Here is a 24,590-nt window from a genome sequence, read left to right as displayed (position 1 = left end):
GAATGGTTATGAAAATGGAAAACGCAGTAGTAAAAGCCAGAACAGAAAGAACAAAATGGTATCGTGATGCACGATTTGGAATGTTTATACACTGGGGATTGTATGCAATTCCAGCCCGTGGCGAGTGGGTTCGCAGTGTAGAAGAAATGCCAAAAGAAGAATACGAACCATTTATAGATGAATTTTATGCAGAAAATTATAACCCAAAAGAATGGGCCAGAATGGCAAAAGAAGCAGGTATGAAATATGCTGTTTTAACCGCCAAACATCATGATGGCTTTTGTTTATTTGATACCAAGTATACAGAGTTTAAGTCAACCAATGCACCATGCAAAAGGGATTTAGTAAGAGAATACGTAGAGGCTTTCCGTGCAGAAGGAATCAAAGTAGGCCTGTATTTTTCAATTATTGACTGGCGCCATGAGGATTTTCCTCATTATGGGGACAATATTCATCCAATGCGTAATCATGAAGAATGCAAAAATGACCAGCGCAATTTTGACCGTTATCTGGAATTTATGCATGGACAGGTTCGTGAATTATTAACGAATTATGGAAAGCTGGACCTGATGTGGTTCGATTTCTCTTATGGCGATATGAAATGTGAAAAGTGGAAAGCAGCAGAATTAATTCAGATGGTACGTGAAATCCAGCCACATATCATCATTGATAATCGATTAGAAGGAAGTGCAGAGAATGCAGGTTCTATAAGAACTTTGAATCCAACACCCTATTCTGGTGATTTTGCATCTCCGGAACAGATGATACCCCCAGCCTGCATCTGCGATGAAGCCGGTAATCCAATTCCCTGGGAAGCTTGCATTACCCTGAATAATAACTGGGGCTATAGTGCACATGATAAACATTATAAATCATCAAAATTGATTGTTAAAACCTTAGTAGAATGTGTAAGCAAAGGTGGCAATTTAATTGTTAATATTGGACCAACCATAAAAGGGGAATTCCCGGAAGAATCCGTCGCTATTTTAAAAGAAGTAGGTAAATGGATGAAAGAAAATGGAAAGAGCATTTACGGATGTACATTTTCCGATTATCCGAAGCCAGAATGGGGAAGATTTACCCAAAATGGAAATAAGCTCTATGCCCATGTAATGGAAGAGCAAGTAGGTGCAATCTGCCTGCCCAATATGGCTGGCAAGGTGAAATCTATGCGGTTGATTAAAGATGGCTCAGAAGTAAAGGAAACATTCTATTGGAATTTAAAGGAATACTCAGAAAATGCATACTTTTTCTTTAATTCTCGCGCATCCAACTGCTATCCATTACCAGATGAGAAGGATACTGTTGTGGAAATCACTTTAAAAGAAAAATAAATTTATGGAAGATACATAGAAAAAGGAGGGAAAGGTGTCTTGCAGATTGTATCAGAACAGAATATGAAATACATAGTTCGCTATGTTACAAAAGAAAATGTAAAAAAGGAATGTAGTTCCGGCTTTGAATTTTATCAGGGAGAATATCTGGAAGAGCAGTTCCTTTGGAGAGATGATAAAACAGGAATCCTCTATATCGGAACGGGAGAAGAAAATCTGAAAGATGCGAACATTATCAAAGAACTGGCAGCAAAAGCCTGCCGGGAGTTCGGAAAAAGAAAAATCCATGATTTTCAGGCTGATATCAGTACCATCTTACAGGGAGGAAATTCAGAAGCATTAAAACTTTATGTGATTGGTTTACAGTTAGCAAGCCAGGGCATTAAAAGTTATAAGTCAAAAAATGATAATAAAGAATACCATGTTCAATTTTCAAAAATTCAGGGTATAGCATCGGAAAGTATAAAGAGACAGATAAAAGAGGGACTTTGTCTTGGAAAATCCGTTCTATTTGCAAGAGATATGGTCAATATGCCAGGAAATATGCTGCGTCCAGAGAATTTTGCGGATAGTATCTGTGAATTTCTTAAAGAAACTTCGGTGGAAGTAGAAGTACGCTCTGGTGAAGAGTTAAATAAAATGGGCGCTTTTATGGCAGTAGGGAGTTCCAGCAAATTCCCGCCATACTTATTGATTTTACGATATAAAGGTGATCCGGATACGGAAGAAATCACAGGACTGGTTGGTAAAGGTATTACTTCTGATACGGGAGGATATTGCTTGAAATCAAGTAAATCTTTAGTTGGTATCAAAGGGGATATGGGAGGAGCAGCGGCAGTAGTGGGCACCATTTATGCATTAGCTATGACCGAAGCAAAAGTCAATGTTACCTGTGTTGTTCCAATCTGTGAAAACCGGATTTCAGATAGTTCATACCTGCCTGGGGATGTAATTACTTCCTATTCAGGCACCACCATTGAAATCAAGAATACCGATGCAGAAGGCAGACTGATCTTAGCAGATGGTATGACAGTTGCAGTAAAAGAGGAAAAGGCTACAAGAGTCCTGGATATTGCAACCTTGACGGGTTCGGTAGTTGGAGCACTGGGCTTTACTTATACCGGTGTTTTATGTGACAATGAAACATTGTGGAATGAATTTGTTCAGGCTTCTCAGGTAAGTGGCGAGAAATTCTGGAGACTGCCTTTTGATAAAGAACACGAAAAAATGTTAGAGACACCCATGGCGGATATAAAAAATTTGGGTGAAGATGTCTGCGGAACCATTACTGCCGGATTATTTATACGACATTTTGCCGAAAATACCCCATGGATACATCTTGATATTGCAGGAACAGCATGGCTGGATAAAACTTATTATGAGTATCAGGAGAAATTTGCTACAGGAGCTCCAGTTGAAACCCTATATGAATGGCTGCATGTAAACCATTAGCATCAAAACGGATATTTCCACTTGCCATTGGCAAGTGGAATATCCGTTTACGCGGCTTGCTCATAACCACATTGCCACTACGTGGCATTTCAACAGTAACTTGAACTCCTACTGAAACAGGGAAGTCCACTCGCTTACAGAAGCGGGACTTCCCTGATGAGGTTAAATTAGGCCCATTCAGAACCTTGAAAATTACTGTGCTTCGGGCTTCTAAATCCAGGAGCAGACATTTCCGTAGAAATCAAATTATAAACTGTGAATGGCTTCTTTTAATTGTTCTAAGGCTTTCGCTAAAGTCTCACGTTGGCAGGCAATATTAATTCTTTGGAATCCCCTTCCTTCAGGACCAAACATGGTACCGGCATCTAACCAAAGATGAGCTTTCTGTACAATTAAGTCTTCCAGTTCTTCCTCAGAAAGCCGTAAGGAATTAAAATCAACCCATAACAGATAAGTACCTTCCGGTTCCACAAGTTCTAATTGTGGAATATTATTTTTAAGATATTCTTTTGCATAATTTAAATTCTCTAACAGATACTGCTTTAACCCGGAAAGCCATTCTTCACCGTATTCATAAGCTGCCTGACAAGCTATGAGTCCCATGTTGTTTAACTGACTGTATCCGGTTTTTTTGACTTCACCTTTAAATGCAACTTTTAACACAGGATTTCCTACAAAGATATTGGAGGCCTGAAGTCCTGCCAAATTAAAAGTTTTACTTGGAGCAGTACAAGTAATGGTTCTATCTAAAAATTCCGGCTTTATGCTTGCAAAGACGGTATGAACATGACCGGGATAAATAAAATCAGCATGTATTTCATCAGACACCACAAGAATATTATGTTTTACACAGATGTCTCCCAGCTTTATTAATTCTTCCTTTTTCCACACCCGTCCTACAGGGTTATGAGGATTACACAGAATAAACAGTTTTACTTTATGGTCTATAATTTTCTTTTCAAAATCATCATAATCTATGTAATAAGAGCCATTTTCATAAACCAGTGGGCTATTGATTAATATACGGTTATTGGAGGTAATGGATTCGGAAAAGGGATAATAAACCGGTCTTTGAATTAACACAGCATCCCCCTCTTTGGTAAATGCACGAATTGCCATAGCAATAGCAAATACAACACCTGGAGTCTTTACAAGCCATTTTCTTTCAATATTCCAATGGTAGTGTGAGGAAAACCATTTTTTTAAAGTATTAAAATAATCCTCTTTTACTTCTGTATAACCGAAGATACCGTGGTTACCTGCCTTGACCAGAGCTTCTGTAACTTCCGGTACTGTCGGAAAATCCATATCAGCCACCCAGAGAGGTAAAACATCAGCAGGTTTTCCAAATTCTACTGCAAAGTCATATTTTATTGAGTTGGTATTCTTACGGTTAATGGGTTTGTTAAAATCAAATTGCATAACTTTCCTCCTTTGATAATGCCTGAGCTAAATCTGAAATTAAGTCATCAGCATTTTCCAGTCCGACAGATAATCTTAATAATTTTTCATTAATACCTCTTGCCAAGCGATCTTCTAAAGGAATATCAGCATGGGTCTGATACATGGGATAGGTAATTAAAGATTCCACACCGCCCAAGCTTTCTGCAAATAAAATAAGGTTCAGGCGTTCTAATAAATTTCTGGCAGTTTCTTCGGTATCCACCTCAAAAGAAATCATAGAGCCAAATCCTTTTCCCTGCTTTTTAGATACTTCATAATCTTTATGGGTCGGAAGACCAATATAATAAACTCTTTTCACCTTTTCTTGTGTGGTAAGCCAGCCGGCAATCTTCATTGCATTTTCCTGTTGTTTATCCATACGTATGGCTAAAGTTTTAATTCCTCTGATTAATAACCAACTATCAAATGGAGACAGGCAGGAACCGGTTGTCTTATAGATATATCGAAGTTTTTCAGAAAGTTCTTTACTATTCGTTACTAAGAATCCAGCTAAAGTATCGTTATGACCACATAAATACTTAGTACCGCTATGGAGTACAATATCCGCACCTAAATTAAGGGGCTGCTGGTAATAAGGAGTCAGGAAGGTATTATCTACCATTAAGATAAGGTTATTTGATTTTGCTAAAGCAGCCACAGCGGCAATATCCGTTACTACCATAGTTGGATTGGTTGGCGTTTCTATATAAATTGCTTTCGTTTCGGAGGTTATATGTTTTTCTACTTCTTCTATGTCAGAGGTATCTATTGCAGTGAACTTTAAACCATTCTTTTTACTAATGCTTTCAAAAAGGCGAAGGGTTCCACCATATAAATCATCAGAAATAATAATGTGATCACCAATCGAAAATAATTCCATAAGTGCGGTAACGGCTGCCATGCCCGTCGGAAATGCCATGGCATCAATACCATTCTCCAATGCAGCAATGGTGTGCTCTAAGTATTCTCTTGTTGGATTTTGTACACGGGAATAATCATAACCTGTACTTTTTCCCACACCTAAATGAGCAAAGGTTGCAGATTGATAGATCGGAACGCTGACAGCGCCGGTATTATGAGTATTATTCTTAGCACCATGTATACAGAGGGTTGTTATGTCCATTAATTTTGTGTCCTCCTTTTGTTAAAAACAATAATTTAGAGTTATTCATATAGGTATACTATAAATTATAATAAAATTGTTATGAGTATAGCAAAATATAAGAATTCTGTCAATCAATAAAATTCGTATATATTAAAATAAAACGAGAATATATAAGTTAAATATTATTGATATAATACGGAATTTAATGACAAATAGAAAGTAATATATAGTAATAAATAACTATTATTTAATAAAAAATATAATAAAATAAAGGAAATATATTCAAATTAGAAGTATTAAATTAAGTAAAATATTGAAGAAATTTTATGAAAGGAGATAACCTTTCATACCACTATTGAGGCAAGGGAGGATATGTTACAATAAGTAACCGGGATTTGTGTTGCACACAAAGTTGCTGGATTTTGGAAGGGGCATGGCAAACAAGTAAATAAAATAAAAAAGAAAATTAGAACAAGAACTAAATTATATAAGTGTAATTTTATTTCTGTTTAGCAAGATAGTCTTATCTTATTCACCAAGAGAAATACAAAAATTAAATAACAACAGTAACTTTACCTACAAATTTATTTTCTACAATAACATATACTAATTTCAACATCTTTCTGCATAAATACAATTTTTATGTCATAATAAAAATACATAAAAATAACTTTATGAAAAAAAATACATTGTAATTTTAAAGTAAAGGGAAATTATTAAAATTAGAAATATTAAGTTAAGCAAAGATTTTGGAAAAAGAACAGGCTTTAAGAATAGGGGATGGACGTTCTTACAACTATTGAATAAACAACCGAAGATTTGTGCTAGGCACAAGTCGCGGACTTTGGAAGGGGCATGGTAACAAGATGAATAAAATAAAAAAAGGAAAAATTAGAACAAGAACAAAAGTTATAATAGGTGTAATTTTATTTCTATTATTCAAGATAGTATCGCCCTATCTTATAACACCAAGGGAAATAAAAGAGTTAAATAAAAATATTAACTTTCCCTACAAACTTATTTCGCCATTAGAAGAGTTTGATGATGATGGTTGGAAAATAGAAGCAATAGAGTATGGAGTTATGTATGTAGATTTACAAGGAGATTACATAATATTTGAGGGTTTTCCGGACTTATCTAATTCCTATAAATTAACTTATCTAAGTACAGATAACCCTGAGTTTTCCTTATTCGGAATTCGTGTTGGTGATAATATGACACTTGTAGATAGCATTATGAAAGAAAAGGGTTATAAAAGAGACAAATCACAGCGTTCTTACAGTTATTATAAAGGAAAAATTGATATATCCTTTGGTGTAGATAGAATGGACATGTGGCTTGGAGAGGAAAAAAGAGTTGAGGAAACTCTTACGGGATTTGTTATATCTATAAGGAGTTCAGATTGGTTTCACAAAGGCTACTACAAATAAAAATTAGAAGAAGGTATTAACAAGATGAATATAATAAAAAAAAGAAAAATTAGAACAAGAACAAAAATTAATATAGGTATAATTTTATTTCTAATGCTACTTTTCAAGATAGTATCACCCTATCTTATTACACCAAGGGAAATACGGGAATTAAATAACAACAGTAACTTACCCTACAAATTTATTTCACCAATAGAAGAGTTCGATGAAGAAGGTTGGGAAAAAGAACTAGGATATAATGAAGTTAAGTATGTAGATTCACGAGAAGATTACATTATGTTTAATGGTTATCCGGATTTATCTAATTCCTATAAGTTAACTTATCTAAGTATAGATGACCCTGAGTTTTCCTTATTCGGAATTTGTGTTGGTAATAATATGACATTTGTAGATAGCATTATGAAAAAAAATGGCTATAGACGAAAAACAGATGATTATGAGTATTATAAAGGGAAAATTCATATATCCCTTGCAACAGATAGAATAAAAAAGGGAGATAAAGTTATGGAAACTCTTAGGGCGTTCATTATATCTATAAGGAGTTCAGATTGGTTTCGCAAAGGTTACTACAAATAAAAAGTAGAAATGAGGATGGGTATGAAACAAAAGAAGAGATATTTTTCATTTATATTAATTGTTTTTATAATTATCAGTAATATTTTACCTGATATTATGGTAAATGCAGCACCAAATACAAAAAAGATAACTATAAATGGTAATATTAACTATTACATTGATGAAAATGGTAGTAAAAATGCTAAAAAAACTTTTAAAAAACTAAATAATTATCCATTTACTCTTGTTTATGAGAATGCGGATGGTAAGAAATCTCAAGTGGAATTACAAACAGATGCTAACGGGTCATTTAATACTATGATTGAGATAACGGACAGCATTAAAAATATATGGACAGAAATTAGATCGGAAAATGATGCATGTCTTGTTACCAAAGATAAATTTTTTAAGAGTAGTAAAAGTTATAAATTTATAAGCAAGAAGATACCAATTGATATGAAAAAATCTACAGTAAATATGAATATAAATATTACTGGTAATGATACTGCTAAAGGGGCAATAAATATAGCTCGTGTTATTAATAATGCAAGAAATTTTGTTAAGGATGTAATAGGAGAAGACATTGGTAAAATAAAAGTGTATTGGACGTATGGAATAGGTACTTCTTCCAATGTTAACCCAAGGATTGGTATGTATTTGGCTGGTCAAGATAAGGATGAATGTGATGAAAGTGTTATATGCCATGAATATGGACATTGGGTATATGGAACATTACGTAAAACAGGAACATTTATGGGGGGAAACCACAGCAGTAAAAATGAAGTAGAAAAACAATTAGCATACTCAGAAGGATTATCTACTTTTTTTGGGCAAATGGTTCTTAATTCTCCAGATTACGTTGATGGAAATATTACTTGTCAAACAATTCATAATAATATTGAAAGTCCAACCGGTGTATTTAAAGACTATTATAAAAATGAATTATATGTTTCAGCTACCATGTGGGATATTATTGATAATTCTTTAAATAATACTGAATATTGGGACAAAGTAGAAGATGATCCCAAAGATGTATTACATAGCACTATAGATGTAGTCATGAATGCTGGTTTTATGGATTTTCATATTACGGACCCATTCAATACTGCTTTTATATATGACTGCTCTATAATGGACTTTTATGATAAATATGTGGAAAGCTATGTAACCAAAAACAGTATTCAAGCTCTTAATTTTTGGACAATTTACAATAAAAATGGAATGCAATTTGATGATGAGGATCCCCAAATTAAACTAAAAGATGATGCAGAAAATGGGTTTTTTATTGTTAATAGTACAAACAATAGTATAAGAATGGATCTTTTCGATAACGTTAAGGTTTCAAAAATAGAATTTTATATAAATGGTAAGTCTGCTGGTACATATTTAATGCCTGCCGATACTTTTAATTATTCCATACCTATCAACATGTTAAAGAATGGCACAAACAAACTAGCAATTAAAGTTTTTGATTATGCAAAAAACTGTACAGATAAAGCTAGTTCTGTATCTAAGGCATTTCCTGCAAATGATTTTTATAGGGCGTCCTTGGATAGCGATGATGTTAACAAAAGTTTTGTTAATATGGCGTATCGAAAACCTTATGAAATAAAGTATGTTGACTTAATATTTCAGGAAGAGAGTCCTGTGGTATCTACCCTTTCATATAACAACTTTCATAGACTAAATAATTTAAATGAATTTGAATCTTCACAAGTAAATGTTTTAGACAACATTGAAAAGCTAGCTGATACCTATTCACTCCTGTATAAAGATTATAAATATGGCAACCTAGGTAGTGGGCTAGTATCCCCATCCGGTGAAATTACAATATCCGGTGGAGAAGATTATGCTGTTTTTACGGATGATACCTTAGGAGATTTTAAAATAACACTTATAGACCCACAAGGGAATGAATATTCAAATTCAAAAGAGCCTGAACAATATCTTACAGAAGATGAGTCTAAAACCCGAGCCGTATTAAATCTTGGAAGTAGTGGAATGATGCTTTTTAATCCTGTTCCCGGTACATGGACATTTACAATAAGAAACAGGGGAACCACTGCAGACTATGCTATTGGCATATATACAAAACCATCTGCTCCTATAATACTAAATGAAGATGAATTGTTAAAAATTCAGGATGGTTCATCAGTAGAATTAAGAGCATCTATAGGATCAATAAGTACTATACCGGTAGTAACAGGAAGTGCCATATCTGTAGTAACAGGAAGTGCTATATCAGCAGTAACAGGAAGTGCTGTATGTATAAAGCTAATCGGCGAAAATACTGGAATTGAAATACAAGATATAATACAGGATACTATTGATGTAGAAGGAAATTTTACATATACATTTAATGATTTGGCAGATGATCATTATAAAGTAGAACTCTTTGTTGCTGACGAACAAGGAAATAATGGTTGGAAAAAAGAAGGCTCAATAATTGTAGATTCAACAGTACCGGATATTTTGCTGGAAGATGATTACGAGTATTATACATATCCAGGAAATGCAATCATTGAAGGGACAGCTATTAATTCTTCCAGAGTTCAGGTTTATTTAAATGGAACTGAAATTCCCATATATGGAACCGGAGATAATAATATTTATTTTGCTACCGATTATATGAATTTAAACTTAGGTAATAACTCAATATTGATTGTTGCTGAAACAGAGACTGGCGCGAGGGCAGTAAAAGAATTGACTTTGTATTCACGGCCGGAGGAAGAATGTTTAACAGAACAGCATCAACCTGTCATCGAAAGGGTTTTATTTAATGGAAAAGAAGAGGCGTTAATTAACAAGAAATCCACCATTGAGGTAAAATTAACGGATAGCAATGTAAACGATTATAAAGTATTTGCTATCTTTAATGATAAACAATATGATTTTATACCTGAGGGAGATCATTTTGTTCTAGATATGGAACCCGAAGAAGGCAGTGGAAACTATCAGTTTATCATTTATGCAGTAAGCAGATGGCAGATGCTTGATTACAAAGAAATAGGAATCACTATAATCGGTGAAGATGGAGGAATCTATTTAATCAAACAACCTGATGAAGTCACCATTCAAGAAGGCGAGACGGTTGTATTAAATATAGATGAAATATTTGGTGGAACAGAATTTCAATTGGAATCTAATCTTGGAGAAATTAAAGAAAGATTATGGAGTTTTACACCGGAATTACCGGGAGTTTATGAAATAAATCTGAAAGCCATCAAAGGTGAGAACGAAGTTACAGCAAGTTTTTACATTATAGTAAAACCATCAGTAGGATTTAATTTAAAATTAGATGCAAATGGAGGAACATTAAGTAATAATACTTATTTTATCTATTATGACCAGAAATATAATAAATTACCTACCCCGACAAGAAAAGGTTACACGTTCCTTGGATGGTTTACCGATTTGGTGGAAGGCTCAAAAGTTACTGCTGATACAATTGCAAAAGAAGATGACCCCAGAACACTATTCGCACATTGGAAGGGAATTGATATTCAGGTAGGTTTTAATCCTAATGGAGGAATAGTTGACCAAGCAAATAAGATTGTTGTTCATGGTGATCCATATGGTAAACTACCTTTACCGACCAGAGAAAATTTCTTCTTTTTAGGTTGGTATACTTCTTCAAACGGAGGGACAAAGATTGATGAGGATACATTGGTTAGTGCCATATCAAATCACTCATTATATGCACAGTGGTCATCAAAAACTTTTGCAGTAAGTTTAGTACCATGCGGAGGAAGTATTTCAACAACTTCTAAACAAGTAACTTATGGTGATAGTTATGGAACATTGCCTTCTCCTTACAAAAATGGATATACATTTATAGGCTGGTATACGAATGAGGAAGCGGGAGAAGAAATCACTGAAAATACAGAAGTTAAGCTTAAAACAAGCCATAAAATATATGCTCATTGGAAACCAATTCAATATAATATTTATTTTAATGGGAATGGAGGTTCTATAAATGAAGATTTAAAGAAAGTAAATTATGGAGATCCATACGGAGAATTACCGCTACCAGAACGAAAAGATCATTATTTTAAGGGATGGTACACATCACCTTCAGGTGGATCGCTTATTTCTTCTGAAAGTATAGTTAATACAACAACATCAACAATGTTATATGCCAGGTGGTCAGGCAATCCATCACAAGTTATATTTAATCCAAATGGTGGTACTGTATCAACAGCATCTAGGGATGTTACCTATGGTGGTATTTATGGTTTACTCCCAGCACCAAATAAGGATGGTTACATTTTTGAGGGATGGTATCTCTCTGATAGTGATGGAACTAAAATAGAAAGTACCACGAGAGTTAATTTTATTGATGATCATACTTTATACGCCCATTGGACGCCATCTAGATATAGCATTGTATTAGATAACAATGATGGAAGTACTAACAAAAGTTATAAATCGATTTTATACGGAGAAAAATATGGATCTTTGCCTACTCCGAATAGATATGGTTATACCTTTATGGGCTGGTTTACATCTGCTAATGGAGATGGTGTACAAGTAACCCCGTCAACTATTCATAATGTAGCTTCAAGCGATACCATATATGCTCATTGGAAACCAAACCAATACATAATCCATTTTAAAGGAAATGGAGGAGAAATAGATGTAAATAATATTACAGTCACCTATGGAACTACTTATGGAGAACTGCCGACCCCAATATTTGATAATTATACTTTTGAGGGATGGTACGATGCGAGTGGAAGTTTAATAAAACCATCTAGTAATGTATATATAACGCTGGATCAAGTCCTTTATGCACGCTGGAAGGGTAATCAATTCACTATAGATTTTGACTCCAATGGCGGATCAACAGTATCTTCTGTCAAGGTGAACTATGGTAATAATTATGGATCATTACCGACACCGTATAGAACAGGCTATACGTTTATCGGCTGGTTTACTTCTCCAAATGGGGAAGAAATGGTGACATATTATAATACAGTCAGGTTAAAAAAAGACCAAACATTATATGCTAGATGGGATGTTATGAAACCTTCTGTTACGTTTAATGTAAATGGAGGTAATATGATTGTAAATGGGGAGAAGGTAACATCATCCATAATATCTTTGATCTATGGTGAAAGATATGGTAATTTACCGATACCAACTAGAGAAGGTTATTCCTTCTTGGGATGGCATTTTCAAGGCATGGCAGGCGTTATAATCACATCGGACACTATAGTAACAGAAACTTCGTCACATTCTCTGTATGCAAATTGGAGTGCAAACTCTTATACAGTTGATTTTGATACATCTGGTGGAAACCTAATAAACAATTCAATACAAGTTACTTATAACAATTATTATGGGAATTTGCCTGTTCCAGAGAAGGCTAATTATACTTTTAGCGGTTGGTATACGAAGCCGGATGGCGGTGAGGTAATTAAATCAAGCTCAACTGTAAAATTACAAGGAAATCAGACTTTATATGCACATTGGCAGGGTATAAGTTCTATAGTTAATTTAGATAATAATATGGGCAATCCAACTTATAGTAGAAAAGTGGTATATTATGGAGGCGCCTATGGCTCCTTACCAGTACCAGCTAGAACAGGTTATGATTTTGCTGGCTGGTTTACAGCTTCTTCTGGGGGGATCAAAATTGATGAAACTGCGAAAGTAGATTATACTATTGAACATACATTATATGCACATTGGACTCCTAGAAAAGTAATTGTATCTTTAAATCCTAATTATAATTCAGAATCAATTAGTACTAAAGTTGTATTATTTGAGGAAAGCTATGGATACTTACCGACGTTAACAAGAGTTGGTTATCGGTTTAAGGGGTGGTATACTTCACCTACTGGGAATGTTCAAGTAGTAGCAGAGGATTTGGTGAAAGCTTCAACTGATTTTACATTATATGCTCAATGGGAAGGATACAGTTATAATGTGTTTTTTGATGCCAATGGAGGGAGTATCACAACTACCAGCGATGTAGTAATGAATGGGAAAAATCATTATGGAGTATTAATTACGCCTACGAGACCGGGATATAGTTTTGATGGATGGTATACGGAAAGAAGCGGTGGAACTTTAATTACTTTATGGAGCGTTGTTGATACGATATCCTCTTATACACTATATGCGCATTGGACTCAGGAAGTCTATCGCATTACTTATTATGTAAATGGCGGGAATTTATCTTCTAGTAATACCACTACCGTATATATTGGGCAAGATTATAGTAATTTTCCAATACCTACAAGAGAGGGGTATTCTTTTGAAGGATGGTATACATCCCCTGATACCAATGTGTCAAGAGTTTATTCTGTGAGTCAAGCATGTAGCTTATATGCACATTGGAAACAGAATAAGTATACAGTATCTTTTGACGGAAATGGAGGAAATGTTTATCCTTCAACGAAAGAGGTTCTTTATGGATCACATTACGGGGAATTACCTACTCCTACAAAAGAAGGCTATTCTTTTGGTGGATGGCTTACCGAAGATGGAAAAGCAATAACCTTGAATTCGGTGATGAATAGAACAAAGAACCATAAATTGACTGCACAATGGAATAGTATGAGATATGAAATAACTTATAATTCTAATGGGGGAAATCCAGTTAATACAATAAAGAGTGCTTATTATGGTGGAGAATATGGTCCCCATCCAGTACCTACTCGTATAGGACATAATTTTGCAGGCTGGTTTACAGAACCTTCTGGTGGAAATGAAATTATTTCCAGCAGCATTATACGGAAGAAGAGCAATCACGCGCTCTATGCACATTGGACACCAATGAAGCCGCTTATTACATTCTATGCAAATGGAGGACGTATTTATGAAAATGGATTAAAAGTTCATTCAATGTCAAGTATTAAAACCTATGGCGAACATTACGGTGAGTTACCGGAGCCAATACGGGAAGGATATATCTTTAACGGATGGTATACATCTTCTTATGGTGGTGAAAAGATAACTGAAGATAATATGGTGGAAGTTGGGAGCAACTCAAATTTATTTGCACAATGGACAGGAATAAGTAATAAGGTATCTTTTGATTCTAATGGTGGGTCTAATATTAATGAAATAATAGATGTAATTTACGGTAATCCTTATGGAACTTTGCCAACTCCAACCCGGACCGGATATAATTTTGCTGGATGGTTTACAGAGAAAAATAATGGAACTGCAATTAATTCAGGTACTGTTGTAAATATTTTAAATAATCAAACTTTATATGCACATTGGATCAAGAGTGTTTTTTATATCACTCTTGATGGAAATGGCGGGTATATGTATGTGGGTAAAAACAATGTAGTAACTACCTCAAAACTAGTTACATATAGTGAAACATATGGACCTTTACCAACGCCAACCAGAACTGGTTACATATTTGAAGGATGGTATACAGAGTTAATTGGTGGACAAGAAATAACTCAAGAAAAGGATGTATTTATTACTGGACAACAAAGACTATACGCGCATTGGAGAAAAATAATTTTAGAGGTTGTGTTGAATGAAAATGGTGGAGAACCTTTATCAGCAAAAATTAAAGTTGAGTACGATGGTACTTATGGATATCTTCCTACACCAACTCGTGAATACTATGCCTTTAAAGGATGGTATTATAGTAACCAAGAAATACTTTCTGATACTAAAGTGACAAGTTATTATACACATACATTGTATGCGAAGTGGGAACCCAATACTTACAAAGTTACTCTTGAACCTAATGGGGGTAGTTTAACACAAACAAGTATAGATGTAGCCTATGAGGGTACTTATAATATACTACCAAATCCAACATGTGAAGGTTATTATTTTATAGGTTGGTATGATTCATTATGTGGTGGAAATAGAATTAGCAGTAATAATATTATGAATAAACCATCGGATACAATTTTGTATGCACGTTGGAAAGAGAATAATCATAGAATTACCTTTAATGTTAATGGTTATAATCAATTTGAAAAAAGTGTCATTAGCAATCAGGTTTATGGTGAATTACCAGTGCCTTCTCTTTCGGGATATAATTTTATAGGATGGTATACTGACCTCTTAGCAGGTGATATAATTACGGAAACTGACAAAACAATAATTAATAAGCCACATACTTTATATGCCCGTTTTAAAGTTAAGACACCGACTATTGTTTTTCGTGCAAATGGTGGTAAACTCGAAAATGCGACTAAAATAGTCACATATAATGGTAACTATGGTGAATTACCTATACCTTCATTAACGCATTATACATTTGATGGTTGGTATACTGCTGTTACGGGTGGTACTAAAATTACAGAAAGTTCTATAGTAAATATTATGGATTCGCAAGCTTTATATGCTCATTGGATACCGGATACTTACATAATAGAATTTGACCCTAATGGTGGAAATGTAACACCTACAAGCAAAACGGTTACATATGAATCAACATATGGAACACTTCCAACTCCAAGCAAACCAGGTAGCACTTTCGTGGGCTGGTATACGGAACAAACAGATGGAGTTCATATAACATCCAGCATGCTTGTAAAAATAAAATCTTCCCAGAAAGTGTATGCACGTTGGAAATAAATACGCATTTTGCTATAACTTTATAATACTTATTATCTATTCAATAGGAGAAATTTTAATATGACTGTGGCTATTATGTATTTGTTAAGTATTCTATATGGTATAGGCAAGGTAATATTTCTAATACTCGGAATACTTTGCTTTATTAAATACTTAAAAAGAAAAGATTGATATTTAATAATTATAATTTCAAAAAAGGAATCAATATTTCATTGATTCCTTTTTGAAATGTAATAAATTAGTCATAACAAAGAACTTGTTTTTTTATCCATTTTTTATGATTTAAAAGAAGGGCACATTAAATCTCCCGTGTATATTCCTTCAACCAAGCCTGCTCTTCAGCAGTCAGATATGGAGATAATTTTTCATACACTTTTTTATGGTATTCATTTAATCTTTTCTTATCGATAGGAGATAAGTAATCAATGTCAATGGCATCTAAGTCAATTGGTGCAAAGGTAATCGGTTCAAAATACATGAATTGACCGTATTCATTCTTTTCGCCTTTTAAACAAACCATTTCATTTTCTATACGGATGCCGTGGCTGCCTTCAATATATACACCGGGTTCGTTGGTTGTAACCATGCCTTCTTCTAAGACACATCCGTCATCCCGTTCCGGTACTTTCTTCCAACGGAAACCATTTGGAGATTCATGAACATTTAAGAGATAGCCTACACCGTGGCCAGTACCGCATTTATAATCCAAATCCATATCCCAGATTGGGCCTCTTGCAAGAATATCAAGATTTTGGCCGATACAGCCGTGTAAGAATCTGGCATTGGACAAGTTTAGCATACTTCTTAATACAGCCGTAAAATGAACTTTCTGTTCCTGCGGTACTTCACCAAGAGCCATAGTTCTTGTAATATCTGTAGTTCCTTCATAATATTGACCGCCGGAATCCACTAATAACAAACCTTCTGTTTTTAATACAGCATTGCTGTCTTCGTTAGCAGAGTAGTGCATCATAGCTGCGTTTGCTTTGTAAGCACAGATAGTATCAAAGCTTAATTCAATAAAGCCTTCCTGATCTCTGCGGCGGGCTTCCAGATAATCACTGGCACTGATTTCAGTAATTTCAGTTTTTCCTATATTGTTTTTTAACCAATACATGAATTTAGTAAATGCAGCTCCATCTTTAAGATGTGCTTTTTTCAAATTCTCGATTTCAACCGGATTCTTAATTGCTTTCATAAGAATCGTAGGATTTTTCTTATCAATTATATTAATATCAGCATTCAGGCTATGATAGATAGCATAATTTACTTTATCGGTATCCAGTAAAATAGCTTCTTTTACGGTAAATGTTTTAACAAATTCATAAATATCATTATAATCTTTTACTTCTACCTTGTCGGAAGCCAATTGCTTCTGAATATCAGAAGTTAATTTATCTTTGTCAACGAACAAATAAGCTTTATCTAAAGTAATGATGGCATAAGATAACACAACGGGATTGTATTCAATATCATTTCCTCTGATATTAAAGAGCCATGCAATATCATCTAAAGAAGTGATAATATGCACGGTGGCATTTTGCTTATTCATTTCTGCTCTTAATTCAGAAAGTTTATCTGCAGAAGATTTACCGGCATATTTAACATCCAGTAAAAAAGCTGGTTCTTCCGGAAGACTTGGTCTGTCAGTCCAGATTGAATCCACCAAATCTTTTTCGTAAGCAACGGTAACATTTTTATGTGCTAATTTTTCCTTTAACTTTAAGCCAAATCGGGTATTAATGACCCTGCCGTCAAATCCCAGGACGCCATTTTCAGGCATCTTATCTGCCAGGAATTCTTCAATGGATGGAACACCTTCTTCACCCATTTTGAATAAAGTAATACCGCTGCCTTCAAGTTGTCTTGCAGCCTGAATAAAATATCTTCCGTCAGTCCATAAACCTGCTTCTTTCAGTGTTACCACTAAAGTACCGGCAGAACCTGTAAAGCCTGACATATATTTTCTGGCTTTAAAATAATCACCTACATATTCGGATTCATGGAAATCTGAGGTAGGTATGATATAGGCATCTATGTGATTTTCTGCCATTAAAGCTCTCAAATGATGTACTCTTTCTTTTATCATGATTGATCTCCTTTCGTTGCAGCTGTTAAAAAATGCGGCATATGGCATTTTGTGGCGCATATGTCGCAAATGTCCTTTTATTTATAAACCTGAAGATGCAATAAGTAGAAGACAATTTGTGTCTGCAATAGTTCTATTACATCTTTTCCGGCTCTTCGTAAGCCTCTCCAAATAATTCAACAGTAACTTTCTTCATTACCTGTGGTTCTAATGGACGATCGGAATAATCGGTTTTATTTTCTGCAATCTGATTTACCACTTCCATACCTTCGGTAACTTTACCAAATGCAGCGTAGGAACCATCTAAGTGGGGTGAATCTTTGTGCATAATAAAGAATTGAGAACCTGCTGAATTAGGCATCTGTGATCTGGCCATGGAAATAACGCCAGCAGCATGTTTTAGATTATTTTCGAAATGATTATAGGAAAATTCACCTTTTATACTATATCCAGGGCCGCCCATTCCGCTTCCTTCCGGATCTCCACCTTGAATCATGAAACCACGAATTACTCTGTGGAAGATAAGACCGTCATAGAAATTTTTTTGTACCAAAGAAATAAAGTTCTTTACTGTGTTTGGAGCAATGTCAGGGTATAATTCTAATTTAATAATACTTCCATTCTCCATTTCAATAGTTACAATAGGATTTGTCGTTGCCATTTTTTTGTATCCTTTCTTTATGAAATGTCTGTTGGACAATTATAACATATATTCTCAAATGTGTCTAATAAATTATATTTTGTAGCTTTCTTAATTAAATACCATGGATTGTAAATTACCTCTTGCATTTTGTATATCCCAGTAATATAATAGGAATTAAATTAGTGGGAATTAAAATAATTGGATATAATATAAATAAAATTTGAATTCCCAGCTAATAACCGAGATATTGGAATTAAAAATATAGAATAAATATAAGAGAAAGTTTGAGGTGTTGATATGTCTGGTAATTTATTGGATATTAACAATCTGCAAGTTCGTGTAGAAGATAAAGTAATATTAAAAGATTTAAATCTTACCATAAAAGAAGGAGAAGTTCACGTTATTATGGGTCCTAACGGGGCAGGTAAATCAACGTTAGGTTATGCCATTATGGGACATCCGGGATATGAGGTGGATAAAGGCAATTTGGTATTTGAGGGTGAAGACATTACCAATTTCAAAACGGATGCCAGAGCAAAGAAAGGAATCTTTTTATCCTTTCAGAATCCGGAAGAACTGTCGGGTGTTACTCTTGAGAATTTTACAAGAACATCGAAGAATACAATAACCGGGGAACAAGCTCGTTTTATGACTTTTCGTAAGGAATTGTATGGGGTAATGGAAGCTTTGGATATGGATAAGGATTATGCTAACAGATATTTGAACGTAGGATTTTCAGGTGGTGAGAAGAAAAAATCAGAAATCTTACAGATGCTCATGTTACAGCCTAAACTTGCAATTCTTGACGAAACTGATTCAGGACTGGATGTGGATGCTGTTCGTCTGGTTTCAAAAGGAGTAGAAGCCTTTAAGAATGACAGCAATTCTTTGTTAATTATTACCCATAATACAAAGATACTGGAATACTTATCCGTTGACTATGTGCACATTCTGGTGGAGGGTAAGATCGTACAATCCGGAGATCGTTCCTTAATCAATCAAATTAATGAAAACGGATATAAAGATTTTATAACCTCAGAAATAAGTGCGTAAGGAGGTTAGCTATGGACAATTTAGAAAAGAACACAACAAGTAAAAAGACCTTTGTAGAAGATGTGGATCGCAGCATATATGATGTTAAAGATAGAGTAAATGCTTCTTATCAAAGTCATAAAGGACTTACTCCTGAAATTGTTGATGAGATATCACGTGAAAAAAAAGATCCGGAATGGATGCGGGAGTTCAGGCAGAATGCATTAAAACTATATAACACTATACAACTGCCAAAGTGGGGACCAAATTTAGATGAATTGAATATGGATGATATAGTAACCTATGTTCGTCCCAACACTGCCATGCAGGCAAAATGGGAAGAGGTACCTTCTGATATTAAGAATACTTTTGAGAGATTGGGAATCCCCCAGGCAGAGCGAATGTCGCTTGCCGGAGTGGGTGCTCAATACGACTCTGAAGTGGTTTATCATAATGTAAAAGAAGAAGTTAAAAGTCAGGGAGTTATCTATACGGATATGGAAAGTGCCCTAAGAGAACATGAAGATATGGTTCGCACTCATTTTATGAAATTAGTTCCTCCAAATGATCATAAATTTGCAGCTTTACATGGAGCTGTATGGTCCGGCGGATCCTTTGTATATGTACCCCCCGGTGTTAAGGTTGAGATTCCGCTGCAATCTTACTTCAGACTGAATGCTCCCGGAGCAGGCCAGTTTGAACATACTTTAATCATAGTGGATAAAGGTGCGGATCTACATTTTATTGAAGGATGTTCCGCTCCTAAATATAATGTAGCCAATTTACATGCAGGCTGCGTGGAACTATTTGTGGAAGAAGGAGCAAGACTTCGTTATTCCACCATTGAGAACTGGTCCAAGAATATGTTTAATCTAAATACCAAGAGGGCAGTAGTAGAAAAGGATGGAAAGATTGAATGGGTATCTGGTTCCTTCGGTTCCCATATCTCTTATCTTTACCCAATGAGTATCCTAAAAGGAGAAAATTCCAAGATGGAATACACCGGCATTACTTTTGCAGGTAAAGGACAGAGTCTGGATACGGGAGTGAAAGTTGTTCACGGGGCACCAAATACTTCCTCTATTATGAACTCCAAATCCATCTCCAAAGACGGCGGTGCCAGTACCTTCCGAAGTGCAATTCGTATTGCCTCCAATGCTGGCGGCTCTAAATCGGCGGTATCCTGCGAATCCTTAATGCTGGACGACAAATCACGTTCGGATACCATACCAGTTATGGATATTCGTAATGATGAAGTAGACGTAGGACACGAAGCAAAAATCGGAAGAATCAGCGATGATACCATATTCTATTTAATGAGCCGGGGAATTAGTGAAGCAGATGCCAGGGCCATGATTGTAAGCGGGTTTGCAGAACCTATTGCAAAAGAACTTCCTTTGGAGTATGCCGTAGAAATGAATAATTTAATAAGACTTGAGATGGAAGGTACCATTGGTTAAGGGAAAGGAGAGAACCATGAATTTAAATATAGAAGGTGTAAATGCTTTGCCGGTTCGAACCTGGAGCTGGCTTGGTATTAATGACAGAGATATAAAGGGAGATATTCCTGAAATTCTTCCTTATAAAAAGGATTCTTTAATTACAAAGGATATAAAAAAAGAGAAAGATATTTTGTTTGCCATAAACGCTGGAACAGGATATAAAGCCTTATTAAACGGGACTATTACCAATACAGATAAGAATGTCAGTGTAAAAGGCAGAGATATAAACGGAAGAGATACAGACACAGATATAAGCAGCAAGGATAATAACTACAATGTAAAGGATGTAGATTTAATTAATACAATTGAAAAAGTGTCTATGATTCCTACCGGTATGGGAGAAATTGCTGCAAATTATATCAGAAACAACAGTAATACAGGTATATTCCTAAGAATTCCTGCCGGTAAAAAATACAAAGAACCGATTTTTCTGGAGTATGATTTAGATGAAGAAAATAAAACGGTTGTTGATTTTAACACCATATATGCAGAAGAAGACAGCGAAGTGACGGTAGTGATGCATTATAAATCAAGAAAAGGAATTTCTGCTTTTCACAGTGGATTAACGTATCTCGTTGCAGGGAAAAATGCAGTTATAAACTTGCTGCAAGTTCAATTATTAAATGAAGAGACCCTCCATTTAAATGATATTGGAGCAGTTATCGAAAACGGGGGAGCCATTAATCTGGTCCACACAGAATTAGGCGGAAGTAAAGCATACAATGGATGCAAAGTCGATTTAAAGGGAAGTAACAGTAAAATTAATATAGAAACCATATACTTTGGAGATAAAGACAGAATTATTGATATGAATTATGTTATGAACCATCGCGGTAAGAATTCCAACAGCCGGATTCATGTAAATGGGGCATTACTAGACCAAAGCAGTAAAACCTTCCGGGGGACTATAGATTTTAAAAAAGGAGCATCCGGTTCAGTAGGCCATGAAGAGGAATTTAATCTATTATTCAGTCCCGGAATTAGAAACCTGACAGCACCTTTGATCCTTTGCGAAGAAGATGACGTGGAAGGAAAGCATGGGGCCAACAGCGGTAAGATAGATGAAAATAAATTATTTTATATGATGACAAGAGGTCTTGATGAACTATCTGCCAAGAAAATGATGATTGAAGCAGCCTTTTCTCCGGCGATGGAGCAAATTCCTTTTACAGACTTACAAGATCAAATCTCTGAATATGTGAAAGAGAGGTTGAATAACATTGAATCTATATAAAAATGATTTTCCAATATTAAGTACGAAAGCAAATGGAAAAGATTTAGTTTACTTTGATAATGCTGCAACCACACAAAAACCGGTATCTGTAATGGAAGCCATTAATAAGTATTATAAAGAGCAGAATGCGAATCCCTACCGGGGATTATACGGACTAAGTGTAGAGGCTACCAATGCTTATGAAGAAGCTCGTGAGACCGTTGCTGAATTTATAGGCGCCGGAAGCTCAAAAGAAGTTATATTTACAAGAAATGCTACAGAATCTTTAAATCTAATAGCATATACCTATGGGAGAATGAAGTTAAAAGAAGGAGATAAGGTGGTAACAGCAATCTCTGAGCACCATAGTAATATTCTGCCCTGGCAGCAGGTTACCAAAGAGAAAGGCGGGGTATTATCCTATCTGTATTTAAATGAATCCGGGCATATTACGGAGGAAGAAATAGAACAAAAGATTACGGAAGATACTAAAATCGTTGCTGTTGCACATGTATCCAATGTATTAGGAACCATTCATCCGGTAGAAGCTATTATTAAAAAAGCCCATGAAGTAGGAGCGGTCGTTGTATTGGATTGTGCCCAAAGTATTCCTCATTACCAGGTAAATGTGAAGGAGTTAGATGCTGATTTTATGGTATTCTCGGCTCATAAAATGTTAGGACCTATGGGAATTGGCGTTCTGTACGGAAAAGAAAAACTTCTTAATGAAATGCCTCCTTTCCTAACCGGTGGCGAAATGATTGAATATGTTTATGAACAAGAAGCAGCTTTTGCACCTCTTCCTAATAAGTTTGAAGCAGGAACACCTAACGTTGGCGGAGCTGTGGGATTGAAAGCAGCCATAAATTATATTCAAAAAGTTGGATATAATAATATAAATAAAATAGAAGAAGAATTAACGGAATACGCACTGACCAGAATGAAAGAGATACCTCATATTACTATATACGGAGAAACTGACAGCACCAAAGAAAGGTGCGGGGTAATATCATTTAATATAGATGATGTACATCCCCATGATACTGCTTCCATCTTAGATGCTGATGGTATAGCCATTCGTGCAGGCCATCATTGCGCACAACCTCTTATGAAGTACATGAAAGTACCTGCAACCTGCAGGGTCAGTCTATATTTTTATAATACAAAGGAAGAAATAGATATATTTATCAATAGTTTAAAGAAAGTCAGGAGGTGGCTCGGATATGGGGATTGAACAAATATATAATGAAGTATTAACGGAACATACCACATCCAATCGAAATAAGCACCATATTGAGAATCCAACCCATGTCTGTAAGGGCGTAAACCCAAGTTGTGGTGATGAGATTGAATTAGAAATACGTGAAAAAGACGGAATTATAGAAGATGCTGCTTTTACCGGTGTAGGCTGTGCAATTTCTCAAGCCTCTGCTTCCATTATGATTGATTTAATTAAAGGTAAGCCTGTAGAGGAATCTATGGAATTAGCTAAGACTTTCTTTGGAATGATTAAACATGAAATTACAGATGAGAAAGAATTGGAAGTGTTAGAAGATGCCATTGTATTAAAAGACATCGGACATATGCCTGCCAGAGTAAAATGCGCGGTACTGGGCTGGCATACCTTAGAGGATGTTATAAAAAAAGAAGAATAAAGGCACCATGAAGGACTTTAGGATAATAAAAAGACACTTTACATGGAATATACAGGGATGTTACTCTTGAAAGTAACATCCCTGATTTAGGTTTTTATCATATTTTTATTATAATTAATCTTCCAAAGAGATTACAGATACAGGGCAGCCGTCTCTTGCCTCTTCTGCAGCGGAAACATCTTCGTCTGAAACCTCATCTACATAAACTTCTGCAAGTCCTGCATCACCCATTTGGAATACAGATGGGCAGGTATCTGCGCAAAGACCGCATCCAATGCAGCCATCTTGATCTATAAAAGCTTTCATATATAATTCCTCCATTCTATGTAAGTATTCTGGTTATGATATGTTTACCAGATATCAACATTTTATCAGATGATACCATAATTTTCAATAATAAAGTATTCTAGTATTGAAATATTAATATGGGGTAAAAAGGGAACCTATTAATATTGATCAAGCATGCCAAAGAAAAGAACACTTATATTAAGGCATGAAAATACGCTTTCTCTTTTGTTTGATTTCATGGAAGTTTTGTAATCAGGATTGGTATAAAGTACATATTTTTTATTATA

General features: G+C 35.1%; 15 protein-coding genes. 10 read left to right on the top strand and 5 right to left on the bottom strand.

The window, feature by feature from the left end; all coding sequences use genetic code 11:
• The first annotated feature begins 8 nt into the window (after positions 1 to 8).
• Positions 9 to 1,334, top strand: coding sequence for an alpha-L-fucosidase (locus RT261_RS06445; protein ID WP_313130846.1), 1,326 nt, complete (start codon positions 9 to 11; stop codon positions 1,332 to 1,334).
• A 39-nt stretch (positions 1,335 to 1,373) separates the two neighbouring features.
• Positions 1,374 to 2,786: a leucyl aminopeptidase family protein gene (locus RT261_RS06440; RefSeq protein ID WP_313130843.1), complete on the top strand. Its 1,413-nt coding sequence runs from the start codon at positions 1,374 to 1,376 to the stop codon at positions 2,784 to 2,786.
• Between the two features lie 246 nt (positions 2,787 to 3,032).
• Here RT261_RS06440 and RT261_RS06435 read toward each other — a convergent pair whose 3' ends face one another.
• Positions 3,033 to 4,208: a MalY/PatB family protein gene (locus RT261_RS06435; RefSeq protein WP_313130840.1), complete on the bottom strand. Its 1,176-nt coding sequence runs from the start codon at positions 4,206 to 4,208 to the stop codon at positions 3,033 to 3,035.
• Positions 4,198 to 5,352 carry a trans-sulfuration enzyme family protein gene (locus RT261_RS06430; RefSeq protein WP_313130837.1) on the bottom strand — a complete coding sequence of 385 codons (1,155 nt, stop codon included), beginning with the start codon at positions 5,350 to 5,352 and terminating at the stop codon, positions 4,198 to 4,200. The genes RT261_RS06435 and RT261_RS06430 overlap by 11 nt, the downstream gene beginning before the upstream one ends.
• Positions 5,353 to 6,200: 848 nt before the next feature.
• Here RT261_RS06430 and RT261_RS06425 point away from each other — a divergent pair.
• From RT261_RS06425 to RT261_RS06415, 3 genes are all read left to right on the top strand, one after another.
• Positions 6,201 to 6,764, top strand: a complete 564-nt coding sequence (locus RT261_RS06425; RefSeq protein WP_313130835.1) for a hypothetical protein — start codon at positions 6,201 to 6,203, stop codon at positions 6,762 to 6,764.
• Between the two features lie 93 nt (positions 6,765 to 6,857).
• Positions 6,858 to 7,340: a hypothetical protein gene (locus RT261_RS06420; protein WP_313130832.1), complete on the top strand. Its 483-nt coding sequence runs from the start codon at positions 6,858 to 6,860 to the stop codon at positions 7,338 to 7,340.
• A 21-nt stretch (positions 7,341 to 7,361) separates the two neighbouring features.
• On the top strand, positions 7,362 to 15,881 hold the full coding sequence (locus tag RT261_RS06415) for an InlB B-repeat-containing protein (RefSeq protein WP_313130830.1): 8,520 nt from the start codon (positions 7,362 to 7,364) through the stop codon (positions 15,879 to 15,881).
• Positions 15,882 to 16,179: 298 nt separating this feature from the next.
• On the opposite strand, the gene RT261_RS06410 is transcribed toward RT261_RS06415, so the two are convergent.
• Positions 16,180 to 17,970 carry an aminopeptidase P family protein gene (locus tag RT261_RS06410; protein WP_313130827.1) on the bottom strand — a complete coding sequence of 597 codons (1,791 nt, stop codon included), beginning with the start codon at positions 17,968 to 17,970 and terminating at the stop codon, positions 16,180 to 16,182.
• Positions 17,971 to 18,106: 136 nt separating this feature from the next.
• Positions 18,107 to 18,631 (bottom strand): peptidylprolyl isomerase, encoded by a 525-nt coding sequence (locus RT261_RS06405; protein WP_313130824.1) that lies wholly within the window; start codon positions 18,629 to 18,631, stop codon positions 18,107 to 18,109.
• A gap of 279 nt (positions 18,632 to 18,910) precedes the next feature.
• Here RT261_RS06405 and sufC point away from each other — a divergent pair, with 279 nt between their 5' ends.
• Genes sufC through sufU form a run of 5 tightly spaced genes read left to right on the top strand, consistent with a single transcriptional unit; the run spans position 18,911 to position 24,015 of the window.
• Entirely contained in the window at positions 18,911 to 19,666 is a 756-nt protein-coding gene (sufC, locus tag RT261_RS06400) for a Fe-S cluster assembly ATPase SufC (protein WP_313130822.1), read from the top strand.
• Positions 19,667 to 19,677: 11 nt separating this feature from the next.
• Positions 19,678 to 21,105, top strand: a complete 1,428-nt coding sequence (gene sufB / locus RT261_RS06395; RefSeq protein ID WP_313130819.1) for a Fe-S cluster assembly protein SufB — start codon at positions 19,678 to 19,680, stop codon at positions 21,103 to 21,105.
• A 16-nt stretch (positions 21,106 to 21,121) separates the two neighbouring features.
• Positions 21,122 to 22,381 (top strand): Fe-S cluster assembly protein SufD, encoded by a 1,260-nt coding sequence (sufD, locus tag RT261_RS06390; RefSeq protein WP_313130817.1) that lies wholly within the window; start codon positions 21,122 to 21,124, stop codon positions 22,379 to 22,381.
• Positions 22,362 to 23,594: a cysteine desulfurase gene (locus RT261_RS06385; protein WP_442871766.1), complete on the top strand. Its 1,233-nt coding sequence runs from the start codon at positions 22,362 to 22,364 to the stop codon at positions 23,592 to 23,594. Before sufD ends, RT261_RS06385 begins: the two co-directional genes overlap by 20 nt.
• Positions 23,584 to 24,015, top strand: a complete 432-nt coding sequence (gene sufU / locus RT261_RS06380) for a Fe-S cluster assembly sulfur transfer protein SufU (RefSeq protein ID WP_313130812.1) — start codon at positions 23,584 to 23,586, stop codon at positions 24,013 to 24,015. The genes RT261_RS06385 and sufU overlap by 11 nt, the downstream gene beginning before the upstream one ends.
• 114 nt (positions 24,016 to 24,129) lie before the next feature.
• On the opposite strand, the gene RT261_RS06375 is transcribed toward sufU, so the two are convergent.
• Positions 24,130 to 24,321 (bottom strand): ferredoxin, encoded by a 192-nt coding sequence (locus RT261_RS06375; protein ID WP_313130810.1) that lies wholly within the window; start codon positions 24,319 to 24,321, stop codon positions 24,130 to 24,132.
• Between the last annotated feature and the right edge of the window lie 269 nt (positions 24,322 to 24,590).

This window comes from Anaerocolumna sp. (assembly GCF_032079385.1).
Lineage (GTDB): Bacteria > Bacillota > Clostridia > Lachnospirales > Lachnospiraceae > Anaerocolumna.
This window is presented reverse-complemented; position numbering and strand designations above follow the sequence as displayed.

What these genes read in the sequence shown, in the direction of transcription:
- RT261_RS06430 (WP_313130837.1), bottom strand. Translation starts at nt 5,352, where the DNA reads ATGGACATAACAACCCTCTGTATACATGGTGCTAAGAATAATACTCAT.
- RT261_RS06375 (WP_313130810.1), bottom strand. Translation starts at nt 24,321, where the DNA reads ATGAAAGCTTTTATAGATCAAGATGGCTGCATTGGATGCGGTCTTTGC.
- RT261_RS06435 (WP_313130840.1), bottom strand. Translation starts at nt 4,208, where the DNA reads ATGCAATTTGATTTTAACAAACCCATTAACCGTAAGAATACCAACTCA.
- sufU (WP_313130812.1), top strand. Translation starts at nt 23,584, where the DNA reads ATGGGGATTGAACAAATATATAATGAAGTATTAACGGAACATACCACA.
- sufB (WP_313130819.1), top strand. Translation starts at nt 19,678, where the DNA reads ATGGACAATTTAGAAAAGAACACAACAAGTAAAAAGACCTTTGTAGAA.
- RT261_RS06445 (WP_313130846.1), top strand. Translation starts at nt 9, where the DNA reads ATGAAAATGGAAAACGCAGTAGTAAAAGCCAGAACAGAAAGAACAAAA.
- RT261_RS06415 (WP_313130830.1), top strand. Translation starts at nt 7,362, where the DNA reads ATGAAACAAAAGAAGAGATATTTTTCATTTATATTAATTGTTTTTATA.
- RT261_RS06410 (WP_313130827.1), bottom strand. Translation starts at nt 17,970, where the DNA reads ATGATAAAAGAAAGAGTACATCATTTGAGAGCTTTAATGGCAGAAAAT.
- RT261_RS06405 (WP_313130824.1), bottom strand. Translation starts at nt 18,631, where the DNA reads ATGGCAACGACAAATCCTATTGTAACTATTGAAATGGAGAATGGAAGT.
- RT261_RS06420 (WP_313130832.1), top strand. Translation starts at nt 6,858, where the DNA reads ATGCTACTTTTCAAGATAGTATCACCCTATCTTATTACACCAAGGGAA.
- RT261_RS06425 (WP_313130835.1), top strand. Translation starts at nt 6,201, where the DNA reads ATGAATAAAATAAAAAAAGGAAAAATTAGAACAAGAACAAAAGTTATA.
- sufC (WP_313130822.1), top strand. Translation starts at nt 18,911, where the DNA reads ATGTCTGGTAATTTATTGGATATTAACAATCTGCAAGTTCGTGTAGAA.
- sufD (WP_313130817.1), top strand. Translation starts at nt 21,122, where the DNA reads ATGAATTTAAATATAGAAGGTGTAAATGCTTTGCCGGTTCGAACCTGG.